The organism is Ochrobactrum sp. BTU1, from assembly GCA_018798825.1.
Lineage (GTDB): Bacteria > Pseudomonadota > Alphaproteobacteria > Rhizobiales > Rhizobiaceae > Brucella.
Genome location: CP076355.1, coordinates 1549881 through 1568521, shown reverse-complemented (window position 1 = coordinate 1568521; position 18641 = coordinate 1549881). Strand labels below are relative to the sequence as shown.

Below are 18641 nucleotides of genomic sequence, written 5' to 3'. Positions count from 1 at the left end.
GCTTGCCGTCATTAAAAAGGTGAGCCGCTACAAAAATATAAGGAGAACGGGAACATGGTGAGTTTTAAAGGGAAAATTGCAGGGGCGATCGCGCTTGCCTTATTGGCTAGCGGCGCAGCACAGGCAGAAGGTAAACTTCGTCTAGGCATGACGCCTGAGCCATATATGCCGTTCACGCAGGTCAATTCTGCAGGTGAATGGGAAGGGCTGGAAGCGGACCTTTCGCGCGCACTCTGCGAGAAGCTTGCAGACAAGTGTGAATTCAAGTCGATGGCATGGGATGGCCTTATTCCATCGCTGACCGAAAACAAGGTCGATTTCATAATCGGCGCTTTTTCGGTGACTGAGGAACGCCGCAAGGTTGTTGATTTCAGTACGCCTTACTATACCGAAGGCACTGTCGTTGTCGGTTCAAAGTCCGATACGGACAAGGTCGGCACTGTTGCGGCGAGCGACGGCTCGGGTGAAGTCGTCGATCAGGCTGCTCTGTCGGGTAAGATCGTCGGCGTTCAGACTTCGAGCGTTCAGTCGGCTTACATGACCAAGTATCTGCCGGATGTCTCGATCAAGAGCTACGACACGGCTGACAACTCAGTTGCTGATCTTGTTGCGGGACGCGTTGACTATGTGCTTGCACCGGATCTGTTCGTGCAGAATTTCCTGAAGACCCCGCAGGGCGAAGATTACGAAGTCAAGCTTGTCGCGCCAAAGAGCGTAGTGCTGGGTGAAGGCGTCGCCTATGCCGTCCGCAAGGGCGACACAGCAACGCTTGAAAAGGTCGATGCAGCACTTGCAGAACTCGACAAGGAAGGCGCTTTGAAGGCGCTGGTAGACAAGTGGATTTTCGAAAAGAAGTAATCCATTTTGGAAACGAACGCCGGTAAGGCGTTCGGCCTTCGCTTATAGCATCCGCCCAAAGTCCAGATCGACTTTGAAATGCAGGATGCGGAAATTCAGTAAGCTGGAGCGCCCCTCTTGCGTTGATAGCGACGCGTGGCGCTCCATGCGAAGCGTCTGGCTTTTTGATCGGATTAATCTGCATGGATTCTTATTGGCAACTGTTAGCCTGGGGAAGCGAGGGCTGGGGAGACGAATTCGCACACGGACTTTTAATGACCTTGCAGGTCTCGGCCGTGGCGTTTGCAGTCTCATTCCTCTTTGGGCTCACCGCCGCATCGGGCAAGCTTTCGCGAAACCGTTTCACGAAAGCGATTGCAGATTTCTACACAACGGTGGTTCGCGCTCTACCGGAGCTGCTTGTTATTCTGCTGCTCTATTTCTCTGTCGCAACAGGTGCGGAACGGCTTCTCAAGGCGACGGGCCTTGTCGGCAATGATTTCCAGTTTAGCGCTTTTTGGGCTGCAATCATTGCGCTGGCTTTTGTCAACGGCGCTTTCATGACAGAAGTTTTGCGCGCGTCTTATCTGGCAATTCCGCGGGGGCAGATCGAAGCGGCACTATCCATCGGGATGCGTCGCCGCCAGATATTTACCCGCGTCATCTTTCCGCAAATGATGCGTCATGCCGTACCGGGCATCGGCAATCTCTGGCTTTCGATAACCAAGGAAAGCGCAATCATTTCGGTTCTCGGTTCCTTCCATGAATTGCTTTATACGGGCTATCGCGCGGCGGCCTCCACCAAGCAATATGTGTTCTTTTACGGCCTCACGGCACTTCTGTTCCTGGGCATCACACTGGTTTCAGTTCTGATAATCGCACGGCTTGAAAAACGCCTGAGCCGGGGGCACGGATAATGGAATCGATCACTAAAATCGTTGAGTTCCTTCCGCCGCTGATTAAGGCGATGCCGCTGACACTGCTGTTGACGGCAACAGCAGGCATTATTGGCCTCACCTTTGGTACACTGAGTGCGTTGGCGCTGCTTTCAAAGAGCCGCATTCTGAAATGGCCGGCCTTTGTCTACACCTTCATTTTCCGGGGCACGCCACTCCTAGTGCAGCTTTATCTGATCTATTACGGGCTCGGGCAAATCCTGCCAGGCACATGGGTCAGACATAGTTTCCTGTGGCCATATATGCGTGATGGCCTGTGGTATGCGGTCTTTGCGCTGAGCCTCAATCAGGGTGCTTACAATGCCGAGGTAATTCGCGGTGCTATCAAGTCGATCCCACGCGGGCAGATCGAAGCAGCACTTTCCATCGGTATGAGCCGGTTCAAGATTTTGCGCCGCGTGACCCTTCCTCTGGCCTTCCGTCATTGTATGCCGGTTCTGACAAGTGATCTCATCATCCTGCTTAAATCCACTTCGCTTGCATCCACAATTACAATCATGGAAGTGATGGGAACCGCACGCGCGTTGCAACGCAGTTCCTTATCGATATTCGAGCCGTTGATTGCGGCAGGCATTCTCTATTTCACCGTCGTGTTCATCCTTACCCGGATCATGAACTGGATCGAACGGCGCATGAGCAGCTCACGCGCGTCGATGGTCTGATCTGTTTCAGGAGCAATTTAAATGACGTCCATGGCACTCACTGTCAAAAATATTCACAAGAGCTTCGCTGGTGTCGAGGTTCTAAAGGGCATCTCTTTTGAAGCCAAGAAAGGCGACGTTATATCGCTGATTGGCAGCAGTGGTTCGGGCAAAAGCACTTTGCTGCGCTGCATCAACTATCTGGAGACTCCAGATGAAGGCGAGATTGCAGTTGCGGGTGAAGTGATCCGCACCAAGGTCGGACGCGATGGAAAATCCCATGCTGCCGATCCTCGTCAACTTGAACATGTGCGCACACGCCTGGGCATGGTGTTTCAGAGCTTTAATCTTTGGTCGCATCGCACGATCCTTGAGAACATCATCGAAGGACCGATCCATGTTCTGGGCATGTCAAAGGCGGAAGCATTGGCCGAAGCAGAAGTGTTGATGGAAAAGGTGGGGATTACGCCCAAACGCGATCAGTATCCTACTCAGCTTTCCGGTGGACAGCAGCAACGCGCTGCAATTGCTCGTGCGCTTGCTATGAAACCTGAAGTCATGCTGTTTGATGAGCCGACGTCTGCACTGGATCCTGAACTGGTGACGGAAGTGCTGCAGGTTATCAAAAAACTCGCCGAAGAAGGCCGCACAATGGTGATGGTGACACATGAAATGGCGCTTGCACGCGAAATTTCAAGCGAAGTCATCTTCCTGCACAAAGGCGTGGTTGAAGAGCGCGGTTCGCCTGATGTCGTGATGCGTAATCCGCATTCGCAGCGCCTGCGTCAATTCTTGCACATAAATTAAGGGGGAGATCATGGCCAACAAAAAATTGGGTGCATTTGAGGATGAGCTTAAATCTATCCGCAGGCATCTGCATAGTATTCCTGAGCTGGGATTAGAGGAGGTTGAGACGTCCGACTATATTGCATCCCGCTTGCAGGAATGGGGCTATGAACTAAGCCGTGGGCTTGCCAGGACTGGCATTGTCGCCTCTCTGCGCCGGGGTAATTCAAACCGCTCCATAGGCTTCCGCGCTGATTTTGATGCCCTACCAATCCTGGAAGAAACTGGTTTGCCTTATGCAAGCAAGAATGCAGGCAAGATGCATGCTTGTGGCCATGACGGTCATACAGCAATGCTGCTTGGCGCGGCATGGTCGCTCGCACAGGATGAGGACTTTTCGGGAACTGTTCATTTCATTTTCCAGCCCGCCGAGGAAAATTATGGCGGTGCACAGATCATGATCGAGGAAGGGCTTTTTGAACGCTTCCCTTGCGATCAGGTCTTTGCGCTCCATAATTGGCCAGGTTTGGAAGCCGGCAAGTTTGCATCCAAGGCAGGCCCTATTGCCGCTTCCATAGATGCACTGACACTGACGGTTAAGGGCAGTGGCGGACATGGCGCCGAGCCTGAAAAGACCATTGATCCGATCGTGGTAGCGTCAAGCATTGTGATGGCCCTGCAGACAATCGTCTCTCGCACTGTCTCGCCACATCAGGCCAGCGTGATTACTGTAGGTGCGTTTAATTCGGGTGCGGTTTGTAATGTCATTCCTGATACGGCCAAGCTTGAAATCTCGATGCGTGCCACCGATCCGGTCATCCGCAAGACATTGCGTGACAAGGTCGAACAGGTTGCAAAGATGCAGGCAGCGAGCTACGGCGCGGATGTGAGCTTTGACTGGATGACCGGTTATCCGGCAACCATTAACGATGCGGCTGCATTCGAGCAGGCGAAAGCGACAGTGACGCAGCATTATGGCGAAGATGCTTTTGAAGAGCTTGACCTGCCATTTATGGGAAGCGAAGACTTTTCCTTCATGTTGGAGAAGTCGGCTGGTGCGTATCTCCTGATCGGAAATGGCGAAAGCTCTGGTCTTCACACCTCGACCTATAATTTCAACGATGAAATATTGGAACGCGGTGTGTCCTTTTTCCATAATCTGGCTAAGGACAGCCTCAAAGTTTGAGTTATTCGGTGAGAGGCGCGGAGTTTCCCGCGCCTCTCACATCCCATACTCAATGTGTTCCGACGGCTTTGCCATAGACACGGATGACATTTCTGACGGCTTCGACCATCAGTGCATGTGGCGTGGCTTCAACCTTGCCAGCTGCGACGGCCGGGTAGAGCGTGCCCAGATACTGGCTGATCAGCGTTTCTGGAATTTTGCGGCCCTTAAGGCGCTCAAGCAGCGAATTGACGGCAGCTGTGGCTTCTGGATGCGGCCAGTAATAGCGAATGCGGTCGCTATAGGAGAAATGGCGTTGGAGACGCAGCTCTTCTGCGTCGCCATGATAATATTTCTCCCAGTTCTTGGGCTCGTTTAGAAGCAACTTCTCAAGCTTGCCACGAACGGTCTCTTCTTCGGGCAGTTTGTCTAAGAATGCTGCTATCTGATCAAGGCCGTAGAGTGCTTCACGCAGCGCAAACGTCAGGCCCGGTCCGACTTTCAGAATGGCAAAGCCATCATGAACCAGAGCCGACAGCGCCTCAACCGGCTGGTAGTCGGTCGAATGTGCTTCAAAGACGAATTGCGGAGTTTCGTTGAGAACGCCGCTTAAAGCGGTCGCTTTGTCGCTGTCGTAATAGACAACGTTTTCATTGCCGAACTCCACACCCGGCTGCACAACAACGCCGATGGCGCGAGAAAATGCATCCTCTAATCCAAGGGCTGCGAAAGCCTTGCGATGAATGGCGATGGTTTCGAGTGCTGCCTCTGGCTTGGTTAGTTCCAGATCTTCGATTTCCTCCATCGCGCCGCCAGGGATCGGAACTTCCGTGCCGACAATATAGACAGGCAGATCAAAGCCAGATTCAGCTGCCGCTTTTTCCGCAACCTTGGCAAGACGGGCCGCACGTTCAGCGGTTACCGCATCAGGCAGTGCAACCGGTTCCCCTTTGCAGCCCATGGAGGTATCGAGATGGATTTTGGTAAAGCCTGCGCGCACAAAGCTGTCCATCATCACTTCGGACTTGGCCATGGCTTCTTCAGCGCTAAGGTGCTTCCACGGATTGGGGCCGAGGTGGTCACCACCCAGAATAAGGCGGCTTGTATCAAAACCGAGACGTGCAGCAATGTCTTCGACAAAACGGCGGAAATCTGCAGCTGTCATGCCGGTATAGCCGCCATCCTGATTGACCTGATTGCAGGTGGCTTCGATCAGAACGTCGGTGTTGGTTGCAATGCCTTCAAGAAGGGCTGCTTCGATAACCAGAGGATGTGCCGAGCAGATCGAGGTGATGCCGCCCCGCACACCGCTCGCATAACGGGCGGGAAGTTTGCTCAAGGTCTGAGTGCTGCTCATAACGGGACTCCATTTATAAGGTAAATTTCAGAGAGAAATGCGCTGAAGATGACTATCCAGAGCAAGAACCTCTGGCAGTGGCGTACCGGCACCAAGGTTTGGGCTAGCTACGCCCATTACATCGGCAGGCACGACACAGGCCGCGCGAATGGCTTCTTCAAGCGGCACGCCGACATGCTGAACGAGATTGGCAAGGCAGCCGACCATATCGATATGGGCGCCAGCAAGCGAACCGGCAGCATTGACGAGTGCACCATCGCGCACTTCGATCCGCTCGCCGTAAAGCTCAAAATGATCCGGGCCACCAATGGTCGACATGGCGTCGGATACAAGGAACATGCGCTCGCGCTTTGGTCGCGCACGCCATGCGACGCCGACCATTTCCCAGGTGACATGATGCCCATCAACAATGATGCCGACGAAAGCATCGCTGCCAATTGCAGTGCCGACCACTCCCGGCTCACGCGATGTCATTGGCGGCATGGCGTTGTAAAGATGGGTGAAGCAGCTGACACCGGCTTCAAGTCCGGCGCGCGCCTGTTCCGTTGTGCCATTAGTGTGACCAGCGGAAACCACGACACCCATATCGGCGATCTCGCGGATCGTGTCGCCTGGCACCATTTCCGGTGCCAGCGTCAGCATGACAGGCACATCCGCCCTGCGCAAAACTCTGAGCGCTTCAAGCGTGGAAACATCCATCGGGCGGATGAATTCAACGCGATGTGTGCCTTTGCGGGCAGGGTTGAGATGTGGGCCTTCGATGTGCAGGCCGAAGAAACCATCCATGCCCTTGCATTCTACGGCTGCATGGGCTGCCTGAATGATGCGCTCCGGCTCGCAGGTAATGAGCGTCGGTAGAACCCAAGCAGTGCCGAGTTTGCGCAGTGTCGCGACGATGTGCGCGATACCTTTTGCACTGGTTTCCGAGTTTAGCATGACGCCACCAGCACCATTGACCTGCAGGTCGATGCAGGCTGGCATCAACACATGCGGCGTGAGGTCCGGCGTTTCATCCGATTTGCGCGGGCGAAGACGATCGACGCCATGCTGGCCGATCTCGGCCACGAGGCCAGTCTGAAGTCGCCCATTCAGAAATACATAATCGGGGGCGACAAGACGGGTCATTGGCTTTCTCCAGAATGATTAAGTGCATATAGCGCAACGCCACGGGCACCTGAACTATCACCGAAACGTGCAGTTCTGATGGCGGGTATGCGTGTGGGGCCGAGCTTGCGCATTTCGAATGCTTTCGAGACGCGTTCGGCAACTCCATCCATATTGGAAAGGCCGCCGCCAAGAACGAAACAATCCGGATCGACAACAAGCTGCATCGTCAGAAGCGATTCCGCCATCAGATCAGCCCAGTTATCGAGAACTTTTTCTGCGCTCGCATCGCCATTGGACGCCCGCAATGTCAGTTCCTGATTGGAGATTGTCTCATTGAGCTTGATCTTGGAAATATCGGCGAGGCCCGTGCCAGAAACATAGCGTTCCATGCAACCCGTCTTGCCGCAGCCGCAAGGGATCAATGGCAGGTTCTGCTCGCTCAGAACGCGTGCAGGCATACCCGTGTGACCGATTTCCAGTGCAAGACCATTATAGCGCGGCGGAATTTCGCCATTGATGACCACACCAGCGCCCATGCCGGTGCCGACAATCAGGCCGATCATCGCTTCGCTGCCTTCTGCTGCACCGCCATGCGCTTCCGAATAGGCGAAAGCCATACAGTCGTTCATCAGCGGAAAGCTGCGCCCGAAACGTTTGACCAATGCTGTACCCACATCGCGACCGGTGATGGGGATATTGGATGCAAAGCCGTGGCCGGTGGCTGGATCAATCCAGCCCGGCAGGCTGATGCCAACGGGCAGATTTGGATTGCCCGCCGTCTCGGTCAGCCATTCAATCTGCGCCGAAAGCCCATCGATAAAGGCCTCGAAGTCGCTGACAGGCGTTGGAATACGCCTTGTCAGAACCGTTTCCATATTTGCGTCGAACAGGCGGCCCTCAATTTTGGTGCCGCCCAGATCAATGGCGCCGCAGATCATGCTGACCTCGTGTTTCATGCTGCAAAGGGGTAAATCTTAACCCCGGAAACAACGCGTGTCAGGTTGCCCTGATCAATAAATGGATTGTCGATGTTGAGATCGAGCTCTGCTGACCAACGGGCAGACCAGATTTGCGCCAGAAGCACGTAAAGTACGGCGTCCCAGCGGCTGTCGCCGGTAAGATCAAGCGCAAGATCACAGCCTTCGCCGCCAACAGTCGTAACAGTCGCTGTCGGGAACTGCTGAGCAATTTCAGCTGCGATGTCGCGATCATAACGCGCGGTGTGCTGATCCGGGTGAATGAAGACCACCACGCGAGTGTTGCCGACAACCGAAGCTTTTGGTCCATGACGGAAGCCGAGCGTGCTGTCCCAGTTGGTCATGACCTGACCTGCGGTCAGCTCTAGAACCTTGAGTGCGCTTTCGCGAGAAACGCCGGTCAGTGCGCCGGAGCCCAGGAATATTGCTCGGTCTGGATGCGGGGCAGGCGTTGCGTCGAGCTGTGCAATTGCCTTGGCGCCCGAAGCCGAGAGCTTGTTGAGCTTGTCGGCGACGTCAACCGTGCCATCAATGCAGGCGAGTGCCGACAGAAGCATCGTGGTATAGCTGGAGGTCATGGCAAAGGCGCGGTCATGTGTTGCTTCAGGCAGGACGATCACGCGCTGCTCGCCTGGGCCTTTAGCTGCACGAACTGCCAGTGCGCTTTCACCATTACAGGTAATGTTGAGCCGGTGCGCCTTCGGGAAATGCTCGTCCAGCAGGTCGAGTGTTGCGATGGTTTCCGAGCTATTGCCACTGCGGCCAAATTGGACCACGAGCAGTTCCGCATTATCGGACAGCGTTTCGGATGGATTGGAAACGATGTCGGTGGTTGGAATGGCGGTAAGTGAAATCGCGCCTGCCTTGACCGATGCAAGAGCCTGACCGATGAAAGCCGAGGTTCCGGCGCCACTGAAAACGATACGCTTGATGCCCTTGGCGGAGATCCATTCTCGGATTTCAGCCGACTGGGTGGCAAGAGGTGCTGCCCATGCCTGCCAGATGCCCGGCTGCGCATGAATTTCCTGCCAGGTGTGGCTCGTTTCCAGTTTAGTCATTAACGCCGTCCTCTTGAGTACTGATGACACGCACACCGCGTTCGCGGATGCGATTGGCTATTTCGTGATTGGGTTCAAGATCGGTTATGATCGCCGTAATCCGATCCATTGCGCAGATACGATGCAGCCGTGGTTTGCTGAATTTGGTCTTGTCGGCCAGTACGATGACACGGCCAGAAGCCTCGATCATCGCACGGTTTTCATGGGCCTCGTCTTCCAGAAAAGTGCTGACGCCTGTTTCGGGCTCAATGCTGTCTGCACCCATGACGAAAGTATCGAAACGCATCTGGGAAAGAGCCGTATCCACCAGTCGCCCGGAGACGGACATGGTCTCACGACGAATGCTACCACCAGTCAGCATCACCTGATGCTGCTTGTGACGAAGCACGGTCTGTGCAACGTCAAGACTTCGTGTCATGACGATAAGCGGCGCAAGGTCGCCTAGATGCGCTGCGAAGCGTTCTATGCTGGAGCCGTTATCAAACAGCACCGCTGTATCGCCTTCAAGCAGTTGGACTGCCTTGCGTCCGATTGCATCCTTGGCGTCGAAATTGACGGCGCGACGATCAACGGGGTTGGCTTCCACGCCAGCGGGCACGAGGCCGGGGCGTTGGGCAAGCGATAAAGCGAGGTCGATGCGGAAATCGGCAAGGCCCGCATAGCCAAAGCGCTGGCAGAAGCGGATGAGAGTTGGTTCTGAAGTACCAAGCTGATTGCACAATTCGCGTGCAGTCGAGCGAATGAAGCCTACCGGATCGTTTTCGATCAACAGGCATATGCCACGCAGCTTCGGAGTAAGCTCCGGCACCGCTGCTTGCACAGTCTGATAGAGGTCTTCTGTCGGTTGCAACTCCGGCCCTTTCCTTGTGTTGTAATTTTCTATTGAAAAGAAAATTTTACTTCAACACAAATTTCTTATGTCAGTTGTTTATTTTAACACAAATTTTGTTTTGCTCCGTTTGCATATCAGCCATTCCTGAGCACGGGATGGCTGCTCAAATCAGGAAGGTGGCTGTCTGCCGTCGGCAATTGCTTTGAGGGCCGTTCGAAGCTCGGCAACCTTTGCTACTGTGGTTCTTGTGGCACCCGGCACGGCGAAGCCGAAATTTTGCAAAATCTCATCTGCATCGATTGGCGCACTGCAGGATGCATGAATTTCAGTGAGATGAGGCAATGCTGCTGCGATTGCCGGAAGTGTGCTTATATTCACGCCTGAACCCGGCATGATGATGATTTTGCCATTCGCTGCGTGCTGCATGACATTCAGGCGATCGAGGCCAGATATGGCTTTCAAGGCGCCGCCTGAACTCAAAATCCGGTTCATCCCAAGTTCAACAGCCATGTGCACTGACTGCGCTGCATCCGGAGTAAGATCAATTGAGCGATGCAGTGCGATCTCAAGGCCATCGGCTGCTTTGACCAAGCGCTGCAATGCATGCTTATCAAGCCTTCCATCGGGCAGATTGGCACCGATCACAACACCTGCAAGGCCAAGCGCGCGTGTTGCTGCAATTTCGGCTTCCATGATCTGCAATTCATCTTCGGTCCAGACGAAGCTGCCAGCGCGGGGCCGTATCATCACCATGATAGGAATTGGTGCCTTGGCTGAAAGTTGCATGAGGCCGATGGAGGGCGTCAGCCCGCCGATTGCGAGTGCCGCGCAAAGCTCAATCCGATCTGCACCGCCTTTGATCGCGGCGTCGAGCCCTTCAGCATCATCAACGCAGACTTCCAATAGTATCCGGCTCAAAATATTCCCCCTCAGTTTTTCTTGTACTCTACCTTTGCAAGTATCGCGACACCGGCCAATCCTGCGATAGCCCCCATGATGGTGACGGTTCCATAGCCAGCAAAGCTTGTGCCAATCGCAAAAAGCGCTGTGCCGATGCCACCGCCGACAAACATGTTTATTGCGATCAGGGAAGCAGACAAGCCGGGCCGATCGTGAATGATACCAAGCAGATAGCTTATTGGCTGGCTCACGATCGCAGCAGCGCCGATCCCCCCAATCGCTGATGCGGCGTAAATCTCCCACCGTGTGGTTAGGAATGCAAGCCAGACAAGATAGATTGCGTAAAGCAATGATGCGACACAGAAAATACTAATCTGGCTTTTGCGGCGTCCTATGCGGGCCCAGACGAGCATGAGGATTGCTTCAAGTCCTGCCACGAAGCCCATTACCATGCCGACATCTTCGACCGTACCACCACCACGCCCGGTAATGATTAGCGGCAAAGCGATGGCGTTCACATGTAAAACCGAGGTAATGAGCGCGGTTCCGATCAACCGAATGAGAACGCCGGGTGAAATCAGGCGCTGAAGATCGGCAACGCTTGATGGCTTTGTGCTTTGTACGTTTACTTCCGGCTTATGATCATGGGGCATCAGCGTCATGATCGACACAAAGCAACCAAGCGAAAGCAGCGTTGCAAAGGAATATGCAGTGAGAGGCGAGCCAGTTCCGGCAAGCACGGCACCGACGAGGCCGGGGACAAGAATCCACGCGATCGAAATCGCCATACGAACGATGGTGATCGAATCTCCGAGTTCAATCGTTGTCATTCCCGCCGAGTGATTGCGGATATTGGCGAAGAGCAGCGTGCTGATGACGTTGAAAAGTGCAATCGGACCAATTGTTGCCAGTGCAAAGACCCATGGCGACGGAAACAGCCAGATCAGGCCGAAGCCTGCAACGCCTAGGGCTGTAACGATAACCATCGGCGCGCGATAACGCCCGATGCGGTCTGATACCAGTCCGATGGCGATGCTGGCCGCGAGATTGGCGACGACGGCACAGAAGGCCACGACCGAATAGGTGAAATCGCTTAAGCCGATGACCCGGATGCCGACAATCGGCTGATAAGGTGTTGTGGCCGCCCCCGCAAAACCAAAAAACAGGATCGCGATCGTGCTGGCACGCACGATCGGATATTGCCGGACAAGATCAAGGCTCGAGGTCGACATTCAGTGCGCCACTATATCCAAAATAGTCTTTGTCCTGCACAGCTAAAACCGCACAGGACACAAGGATCAAAATAGCGGATGACGGCGTGCCTGCACAGCAAAGCGCAGCCAATCCTTTTCCGATGCTGGTGTCCATGCTGCTTCGGCGACCGCCAGCAGGCGTGGGAAGGTGAGGTCGTTGAAATAGGCGTGCGTAGTGAAATGTTCACACCAGATACATGCCTGAACACCCTTAAGATGCTGCGCCAGTTCCGGCGGGAAATCGCCCGCAGCCTCGTAAGCATAGCTTTCTTCCGGCGTAGAAGCGCCAGCCCAGCCAGCGCCTGGTTCCCACCAGTTATGCGAATGCGCCATATCAAGATAATAGGCCTGACCCGGCGTCATGACGACGTCATAACCCTGCTTTGCAAGCGCAATTCCAATCTCGGGTGCCTGCCATGCCATCAGCAGAGTGCCTTCCGGCTGCACACCGCCGCCATGGGCTACTTCATTCCAGCCAGCGAGAACGCGGCCGCGCTGTTCCAGCATGATCTTGAGTTTGCGCATGAACCAGGATTGCAGTTCAAACGTGCCTTCAAGGCCTTCGCGCTCCATCAATTCGCGCGCAAGTGGCGAGCCGATCCAGGAATTGTCGGCCACTTCGTCGCCGCCGATATGGATATAGCGGCCTGGAAAAAGCGCAATGATATTGTCCAGGATCGTCTTCACAAACTCCCATGTCGCTGGCATGGCCGGGTTGAGCGCATTGTTCGTGAAGCCCTGCACTGTTTTGTAGGACTCATTTGCTTCATTTCGGTCCTGAAGATACGGCAACGCGGTCAGCACCGCCTTGCAATGGCCAGGCATATCGACTTCCGGAACCACTTCGATGCCCAGCGATTGCGCGTGTTCGACAACTAAGCGTATTTGCGCTTGCGTATAGAAGCCGTGCGATGGTTCAAGCGTATCGCCCAATTGCGGCAGCATAACACTGTTCGGAGCGCGGGTTGAGCCGATCCCCGTCAGTTCGGGTAGTTCAGGTATTTCAATGCGCCAGGCTTCGTCGTCGGTCAGATGCCAATGAAAGGTGTTGAGGCGATACCAGGCCATGATGTCAAGGAACCGCGTGACTTCATGATGCGTCCAGAAATGACGCGAAACATCGAGAAGGCAGCCACGCCAATCATGGCGTGGGGCATCTTCAATGCGGCCCGAGAGCGGGAATTTGAAGCGTTCTGCATCCTGCTTTGCGCCATCAAGAATGTGTGCGAGCGCGACAAGACCATGGCGTGTGCCGTCGACATCGGCGCTCGTAACCGTGATCAGCTCAGCGGTGAAATCGATGGTGAAGCCGCACTTTTTGATGCCCGCGTCGGTCTTTATAGAAACGGCGCGTCCGCCTTCGACCGACTTGAGTGAAAAGACCTGACGTGCTTGCGGGAATAGCCGTGCATGAAGCGATTCAACCAGCGACAGTGCACGCAGGCCCGCAAGATCGGTACCTTCTGCGGGATGCAAAGCAATTGGTGTGCTGCCTGCCTCAGCACTAAACTTTACAGGCCATGGCAGCAGGGCAAACGGAAGCGTAAGACGACCCTCCGGCAGACGCGGGCCGGGTAGAGGGAGATTCTGTCCCGAAAGTGCGAGTTCGCCGGTCTCAATGTGGATCAAACGGCCATCGGCACATTTGAGATAAGCCGTCTTCGCTCCGTCATTAACATGAAACGGTGAGCGATTAAGTGGTGCGACGCTCACCGTCCATGTTCCACCCGGCTTCAATGTGAAGCCTTTGGGTGCAGCTACTTCGTTGAAGCTGCCATCATGCAGGACGAAGTGTCCGTTCGTGATCTGCGGTTCTCCAACAATACGGGTAATGCTGGTGTAGCAAAGCGAGAAATCAGTCAGGGTTTCATCCGACAGGTTAAACACTTCGATTGTCATTGTTCCGGCTGGTGCAGGCGTCGCGACCCACGAATTTTCAAGTCGGAATAGGCTAGGCATGCAATTCTCCACCAGCAAATGTAAGCGCATCCCAAAAGGTCTAAACTGCTTTCGGATAGATGCGGATTTTAGATATATGCAATTCCGCTGAGTCTCGGCCGCATAGGCTTCCAATCGTGCGGTATTGAGTGTTTGGCCTTGTTAGTAACTATATCATCGCCTTCAATGAATTTTGTCCATCCTAAAATTCACCCACTCATGATTTAATGGTTATTAAATTCTTTTGCTGCGAATTTAGCATGACTTCATGCGCCCGATGGAGTGAGGTTTTATCGCGTCAACATCGCGGTTCAGCGCGCTGTGGCACTGGTACAGGAAGCTCGATTTGGTATAAGCAATTGTTCTAATTCGAAAAAATTTCAACTCGCGCCTTCGTCGATTGGAATTTGAACAGATTGATCCGATTTCGAGCAATATGGTTTCTTTTCAGGCAGGCGTTCAGGAATGCTGTTTCTGAACCGCTTCAAGTCTGTGTGAAAAGTTTTTGTTTTGCTAAATTCTGTGTGTTTTTTCTTGACATTTTGTGGTGTAGATTTTCATCTTACTAAAAACCGCATGGGAGTTTATCGTGAAAGTCGGCATTGTAGGACTGGGCTATCGTCTGGGTTATTTGGGTTTTGTCTTCAATGCGCTTGATCCCGATTTCCAGATTGTCGGCTATGTCGATCCTGCTCCAGCGGGCATGGCAGAATTGGATGAGCATGGCATTTCGGCTGGCAAGCAATATGCAACGCCGGAAGAGCTGATCGCCAACGAGAAGTTCGATCTGCTGATGATCGGCTCGCCAAACCACATGCATCTCGATCATATTCGCGTGGGTCTTGAAGCGGGTCTTACTGTTTTCACGGAAAAGCCGATTGTGTCGTCTATCGAGCAGACCTATGCGCTGGCTGAGCTCCTTGCCAAGCATGGTCAGGAGCGTTTGCTTGTTGGCCTGGTGCTGCGTTATGCGCCGATGTATCGTGATCTGATGCAGGCCAAGAGTGACGGTATGCTGGGCAATATCGTTTCGGTCGAAGCCGCAGAGCATATTTATCCATACCATGGCGCATTCTTCATGCGCGACTGGCGCCGCTATTCGAAGTGGTCGGGTAGCTTTCTTCTAGAGAAGTGCTGTCACGATCTCGATCTTTACAACAGTGTGATCGGCTCGCGCCCTGAACGCGTTGCAAGCTTTGGCGGCCGCAAGACATTCATTCCGGAAAATGATCCGCGTCGTGAAGGTATCAACGATATGTCGCTGTTCCATCGCAAGCCGACGGGCTGGGAAGGCTCGGACAAGGTTTTCGATTCCGACGGTGACATCATCGATTATCAGGTGGCGATCATTGAATATGCCAACGGCGTCGGCATGAACTTCCATACGAATCTGAATGCGCCGGACCAGTTCCGCCGCTTTGCGATTTTCGGAACGCGTGGTCAGGCTGAGGGCGACTTTATCCGCGGTTATTTCGATGTGCATGAAGTGCTGAATGAAAAGCGCACTATTCACAAGGAATATGCGACCCGCACGACGCTTTCACAGCACTATGGCGCAGACGAAAAGATGGCGGAAGAAGTGATCGCGCATGTCATGCATGCCGGACCGCTTCCTGTTTCGCCGCTTGATGCAATGGAAGCAGGCATTCTTGCCATGGCAATGGATGAAGCGCGCGAAAAGCGCACGGTCATCGATCTGCGTCCCGTCTGGGACCGCTTTGACACAGCACTTCAGAAAGTTTGATCTGATAAATGGGAATGCAACGCTCCAAAGTCATCTTTGCGTGGGTCATGCTTGCGCCAGCACTGATCTATGTGCTGGCCATCGTGGCCTATCCGCTGATCGACACTTTCATCCTGTCCTTTACCGATGCATCGCTGCGTCGCACGACCAATTGGGTTGGCTGGGCCAATTATGAAAAGATCGCCAATGCGCAGTTTCTGGCTGTCATTGGTCGGACATTCATCTGGACGTTTTTTTCGGTAATGATGAAGATATCGATCGGCATGTTTGGAGCGGTGCTTCTCAACATGGCTTTGCCGGGGCGTGCATTGTTCCGCCTGATGATTATGCCGCCGTGGATCGTGCCGATGGCTATCGGCATCTTCATGTGGAGCTGGATGTATAATGGCCAGTTTGGCATGATTTCCGGTATGCTTCAGCGCGCCGGACTGGTCGATGGACCGATTGCGTTCCTCGCTTATGGCAGTACGGCTTTCTGGGCAACGATTGTCACGGACGTCTGGATTGGTGTGCCGATGGTGACGCTCTATTTCCTTGCGGCCCTTCAGGCGATCCCAAAGGATCTCTATGAAGCTGCGTGGACGGATGGTGCAGGCCGTATGTACCGTTTCCGCCGTGTGACGTTGCCGCTGATGCTGCCTGCCATCATCACCATGTCGATGCTTTCAACCATTGCGACATTCAACTCGTTCGACATCATCTGGATCCTTACGCAGGGCGGCCCGAACGGCTCGACCACGACGATGATTATCGACACCTATCAGACGGCTATCGGCTCGAAGCGTTATGGTGAGGGGGCTGCACGTGCTGTAACCATCTGCATATTTCTCTCGTTATTCTGCCTTGCCTATTTCCGTGTCACGCGGCGCATCAGCCCGGAAAAACTTGCGTAAGGGGAAAGATAATGAGCCAACCGCAAAATACGCCGCTTATCGACCGCTATACATGGTATGAAAAAATCGCTGCCTATGTGGGCATTGCAGCGTTCCTGTTTTTTCTGCTGGCGCCGTTCATCGAGGGCTTTCTAGTTTCGCTGAAGCCGCTCAATCAGCTGTTCTCGTCGCCTTATACGTTCTGGCCCGAGAATGGCAGTTTCAATGCCTATTTCTCAATGTGGAAGAGCGTGCCTGAGTTCGGACGCTATATCTTCAACTCGTTCTTTATTTCCTCGGTGGTTACGATCATCGTTCTCATTCTGGTGGTACCCGCCGCTTACGCTTTCTCGCGTTTCGAGTTTCGCGGCGCAGGGCTGATCCTTGGTGGCTTTCTGGCGATCAACATGTTTTCTGGTGCGGTTCTGCTGATTCCGCTGTTTCGTCTAATGCGCAGCTTCCAGCTGCTAAATACCTATGCGGCGATGATCGTGCCAGGTGTGGCATTCCTCATTCCGGCGGCGATCTGGCTACTGCGCACTTACATGATGCGTATTCCACGTGAGCTGAATGAGGCCGCCTACATGGATGGCGCGAGCCAGTTCTACACGCTGCGCCGTGTCATTCTGCCAATTGCTATGCCGGGTATCATCGTTGTGGCCATCACCACCTTCATTGGTGCTTATGCACAGCAGTTCATCTTCGCGCTGACGTTCAATTCCAAGGCGGAATACATGCCGCTGCCGGTTGGCCTCTTTGCCTTCTTCGGCAAGCAGGAAGTCGTTTGGAATGAGTTGATGGCGGCATCGTTCATCGGCATCGCACCGGCGATGATCATTATTTTCCTTTTACAGCGTTATCTGGTCGGGGGTCTGACTGCGGGCGCGGTGAAGCAATAACAATCCGTCTACACAATCTACCAACATAAGGGAGTTTCCAGAGGTGACGACGATATTCAAAATGGGGGCTGCGGCGCTTGTTTTTGCAGGCAGTACGATGCTCAGCACGCTTGGTGCATCAGCTGCAGCGCAGGAAATCTCATGGATCTATTGCGGCGACAAGCTCGACAAGACGCATGATAAATACATCAAGGCCTGGGAAGAAAAGAACCCGGATTGGAAGATCGCTGTAGAAGTGGTCGGCTGGGCACAGTGCCAGGATAAGGCAACCACACTTGCTGCTGCGGGCACACCGCCAGCTATCGCTTATGTTGGTTCACGCACCCTCAAGGAATTCGCAGACAACGACATGATCGTGTCCGTTCCGATGACGGATGAGGAAAAGGCAACCTATTTCCCACACGTCGTTGAAACCGTCACCTATGACGGCACCCAGTGGGGCGTTCCGATCGCGCTTTCGACCAAGGTTCTTTACTGGAACAAGGATTTGTTCAAGCAGGCCGGTCTTGACCCTGAAAAGCCACCACGGACCTGGGCTGAAGAAATCGAATTTGCCAAGATCATCAAGGAAAAGACCGGCATTCCAGGCTATGGCCTGTCGGCCAAGACCTTCGACAACACTGTTCACCAGTTCCTGCATTGGGTTTACACCAATGACGGCAAGATCATGAACGACAAGGGTGAAGTCGTCATCAACAACCCGCAGGTTCTTGCTGCACTCAATGCCTATAACGACATCAAGGCATATGCGCAGGAAGGCCCGACGGCTTACGAACAGAACGAAGTTCGCGCAATCTTCCTCGACGGCAAGGTTGGCATGATCCAGGGCGGATCGGGTGCCGCTGTTCGCCTTCAGGACGTGAAGTTCGGCTGGGGTATCGCAACGCTTCCGCTTGGTCCAGATGCCAAGGGTCCGGGTACGCTGGTCGTGACCGACTCTCTTGCAATCTTCAAGGATTCGGGCGTTGAAGAAAAGGCTGCCGAGTTCGCCAAGTACATCACTTCGCCTGCCGTTCAGGAAGAGTATGAACTGGCAACCGACGAAGGCCTGACGCCAATGCGTCCGTCGCCAGCAGTTGATAAAGTGATGGTGGACATTCCTTACTGGCGCCCTCTGATCGAAGGCATTCAGTATGGTGGCGCAGAGCCACTCTTCACAGACTGGCGCGGTTTCCAGAACGTCATGATTGCCATGGTTCAGTCCGTCATTACAGGCGATGCAAAGCCTGAAGATGCACTGAAGAAGGCAGATGAAGAGCTGAAGAAGCTGAACTAAATCGATAAATGATCCGCCCTGCTGGGATTAACGGCAGGGCGGT

17 protein-coding genes are annotated in these 18641 nt (G+C 53.9%); 9 read left to right on the top strand and 8 right to left on the bottom strand.

The window, feature by feature from the left end:
* Positions 1 to 54: 54 nt before the first annotated feature.
* From KMS41_18600 to KMS41_18580, 5 genes are all read left to right on the top strand, one after another.
* Complete coding sequence (locus KMS41_18600) at positions 55 to 858, top strand: transporter substrate-binding domain-containing protein (protein ID QWK79470.1); 804 nt, start codon at positions 55 to 57, stop codon at positions 856 to 858.
* Positions 859 to 1040: 182 nt separating this feature from the next.
* A complete protein-coding gene (locus tag KMS41_18595; protein ID QWK79469.1) occupies positions 1041 to 1754 on the top strand; it encodes an ABC transporter permease subunit in 714 nt (237 codons plus the stop codon).
* Positions 1754 to 2455, top strand: a complete 702-nt coding sequence (locus KMS41_18590; GenBank protein ID QWK79468.1) for an ABC transporter permease subunit — start codon at positions 1754 to 1756, stop codon at positions 2453 to 2455. Before KMS41_18595 ends, KMS41_18590 begins: the two co-directional genes overlap by 1 nt.
* 21 nt (positions 2456 to 2476) lie before the next feature.
* The gene (locus tag KMS41_18585) at positions 2477 to 3241 is read left to right on the top strand and encodes an ATP-binding cassette domain-containing protein (protein ID QWK79467.1); all 765 of its coding nucleotides are present in this window, start codon (positions 2477 to 2479) and stop codon (positions 3239 to 3241) included.
* A gap of 10 nt (positions 3242 to 3251) precedes the next feature.
* Positions 3252 to 4406: an amidohydrolase gene (locus KMS41_18580; protein QWK79466.1), complete on the top strand. Its 1155-nt coding sequence runs from the start codon at positions 3252 to 3254 to the stop codon at positions 4404 to 4406.
* A gap of 49 nt (positions 4407 to 4455) precedes the next feature.
* Here the strand turns inward: KMS41_18580 and KMS41_18575 are convergent, their stop codons facing one another.
* The 8 genes from KMS41_18575 to KMS41_18540 all read right to left on the bottom strand — a co-directional run bounded on the left by KMS41_18575 (position 4456) and on the right by KMS41_18540 (position 13828).
* The gene (locus KMS41_18575; protein QWK79465.1) at positions 4456 to 5742 is read right to left on the bottom strand and encodes a D-tagatose-bisphosphate aldolase, class II, non-catalytic subunit; all 1287 of its coding nucleotides are present in this window, start codon (positions 5740 to 5742) and stop codon (positions 4456 to 4458) included.
* A 27-nt stretch (positions 5743 to 5769) separates the two neighbouring features.
* Positions 5770 to 6867 (bottom strand): N-acetylglucosamine-6-phosphate deacetylase, encoded by a 1098-nt coding sequence (gene nagA / locus KMS41_18570; GenBank protein ID QWK79464.1) that lies wholly within the window; start codon positions 6865 to 6867, stop codon positions 5770 to 5772.
* Entirely contained in the window at positions 6864 to 7805 is a 942-nt protein-coding gene (locus KMS41_18565; GenBank protein ID QWK79463.1) for an ROK family protein, read from the bottom strand. Before KMS41_18565 ends, nagA begins: the two co-directional genes overlap by 4 nt.
* On the bottom strand, positions 7802 to 8884 hold the full coding sequence (locus KMS41_18560) for an SIS domain-containing protein (GenBank protein ID QWK79462.1): 1083 nt from the start codon (positions 8882 to 8884) through the stop codon (positions 7802 to 7804). The genes KMS41_18565 and KMS41_18560 overlap by 4 nt, the downstream gene beginning before the upstream one ends.
* Positions 8877 to 9734 carry a transcriptional regulator gene (locus KMS41_18555; protein QWK79461.1) on the bottom strand — a complete coding sequence of 286 codons (858 nt, stop codon included), beginning with the start codon at positions 9732 to 9734 and terminating at the stop codon, positions 8877 to 8879. Before KMS41_18555 ends, KMS41_18560 begins: the two co-directional genes overlap by 8 nt.
* Positions 9735 to 9884: 150 nt before the next feature.
* Entirely contained in the window at positions 9885 to 10634 is a 750-nt protein-coding gene (locus KMS41_18550) for a copper homeostasis protein CutC (GenBank protein QWK79460.1), read from the bottom strand.
* Between the two features lie 11 nt (positions 10635 to 10645).
* Positions 10646 to 11848: an MFS transporter gene (locus tag KMS41_18545; protein QWK79459.1), complete on the bottom strand. Its 1203-nt coding sequence runs from the start codon at positions 11846 to 11848 to the stop codon at positions 10646 to 10648.
* Between the two features lie 66 nt (positions 11849 to 11914).
* A complete protein-coding gene (locus KMS41_18540; protein ID QWK79458.1) occupies positions 11915 to 13828 on the bottom strand; it encodes a family 20 glycosylhydrolase in 1914 nt (637 codons plus the stop codon).
* Between the two features lie 568 nt (positions 13829 to 14396).
* Between KMS41_18540 and KMS41_18535 the strand changes: the two genes are divergently transcribed.
* From KMS41_18535 to KMS41_18520, 4 genes are all read left to right on the top strand, one after another.
* Complete coding sequence (locus KMS41_18535; GenBank protein QWK79457.1) at positions 14397 to 15551, top strand: Gfo/Idh/MocA family oxidoreductase; 1155 nt, start codon at positions 14397 to 14399, stop codon at positions 15549 to 15551.
* Positions 15552 to 15559: 8 nt separating this feature from the next.
* Positions 15560 to 16444: a sugar ABC transporter permease gene (locus KMS41_18530; GenBank protein QWK79456.1), complete on the top strand. Its 885-nt coding sequence runs from the start codon at positions 15560 to 15562 to the stop codon at positions 16442 to 16444.
* Between the two features lie 11 nt (positions 16445 to 16455).
* On the top strand, positions 16456 to 17322 hold the full coding sequence (locus tag KMS41_18525) for a carbohydrate ABC transporter permease (GenBank protein ID QWK79455.1): 867 nt from the start codon (positions 16456 to 16458) through the stop codon (positions 17320 to 17322).
* A 61-nt stretch (positions 17323 to 17383) separates the two neighbouring features.
* Positions 17384 to 18598: an extracellular solute-binding protein gene (locus KMS41_18520; GenBank protein ID QWK80316.1), complete on the top strand. Its 1215-nt coding sequence runs from the start codon at positions 17384 to 17386 to the stop codon at positions 18596 to 18598.
* The last annotated feature ends 43 nt before the right edge of the window (positions 18599 to 18641 follow it).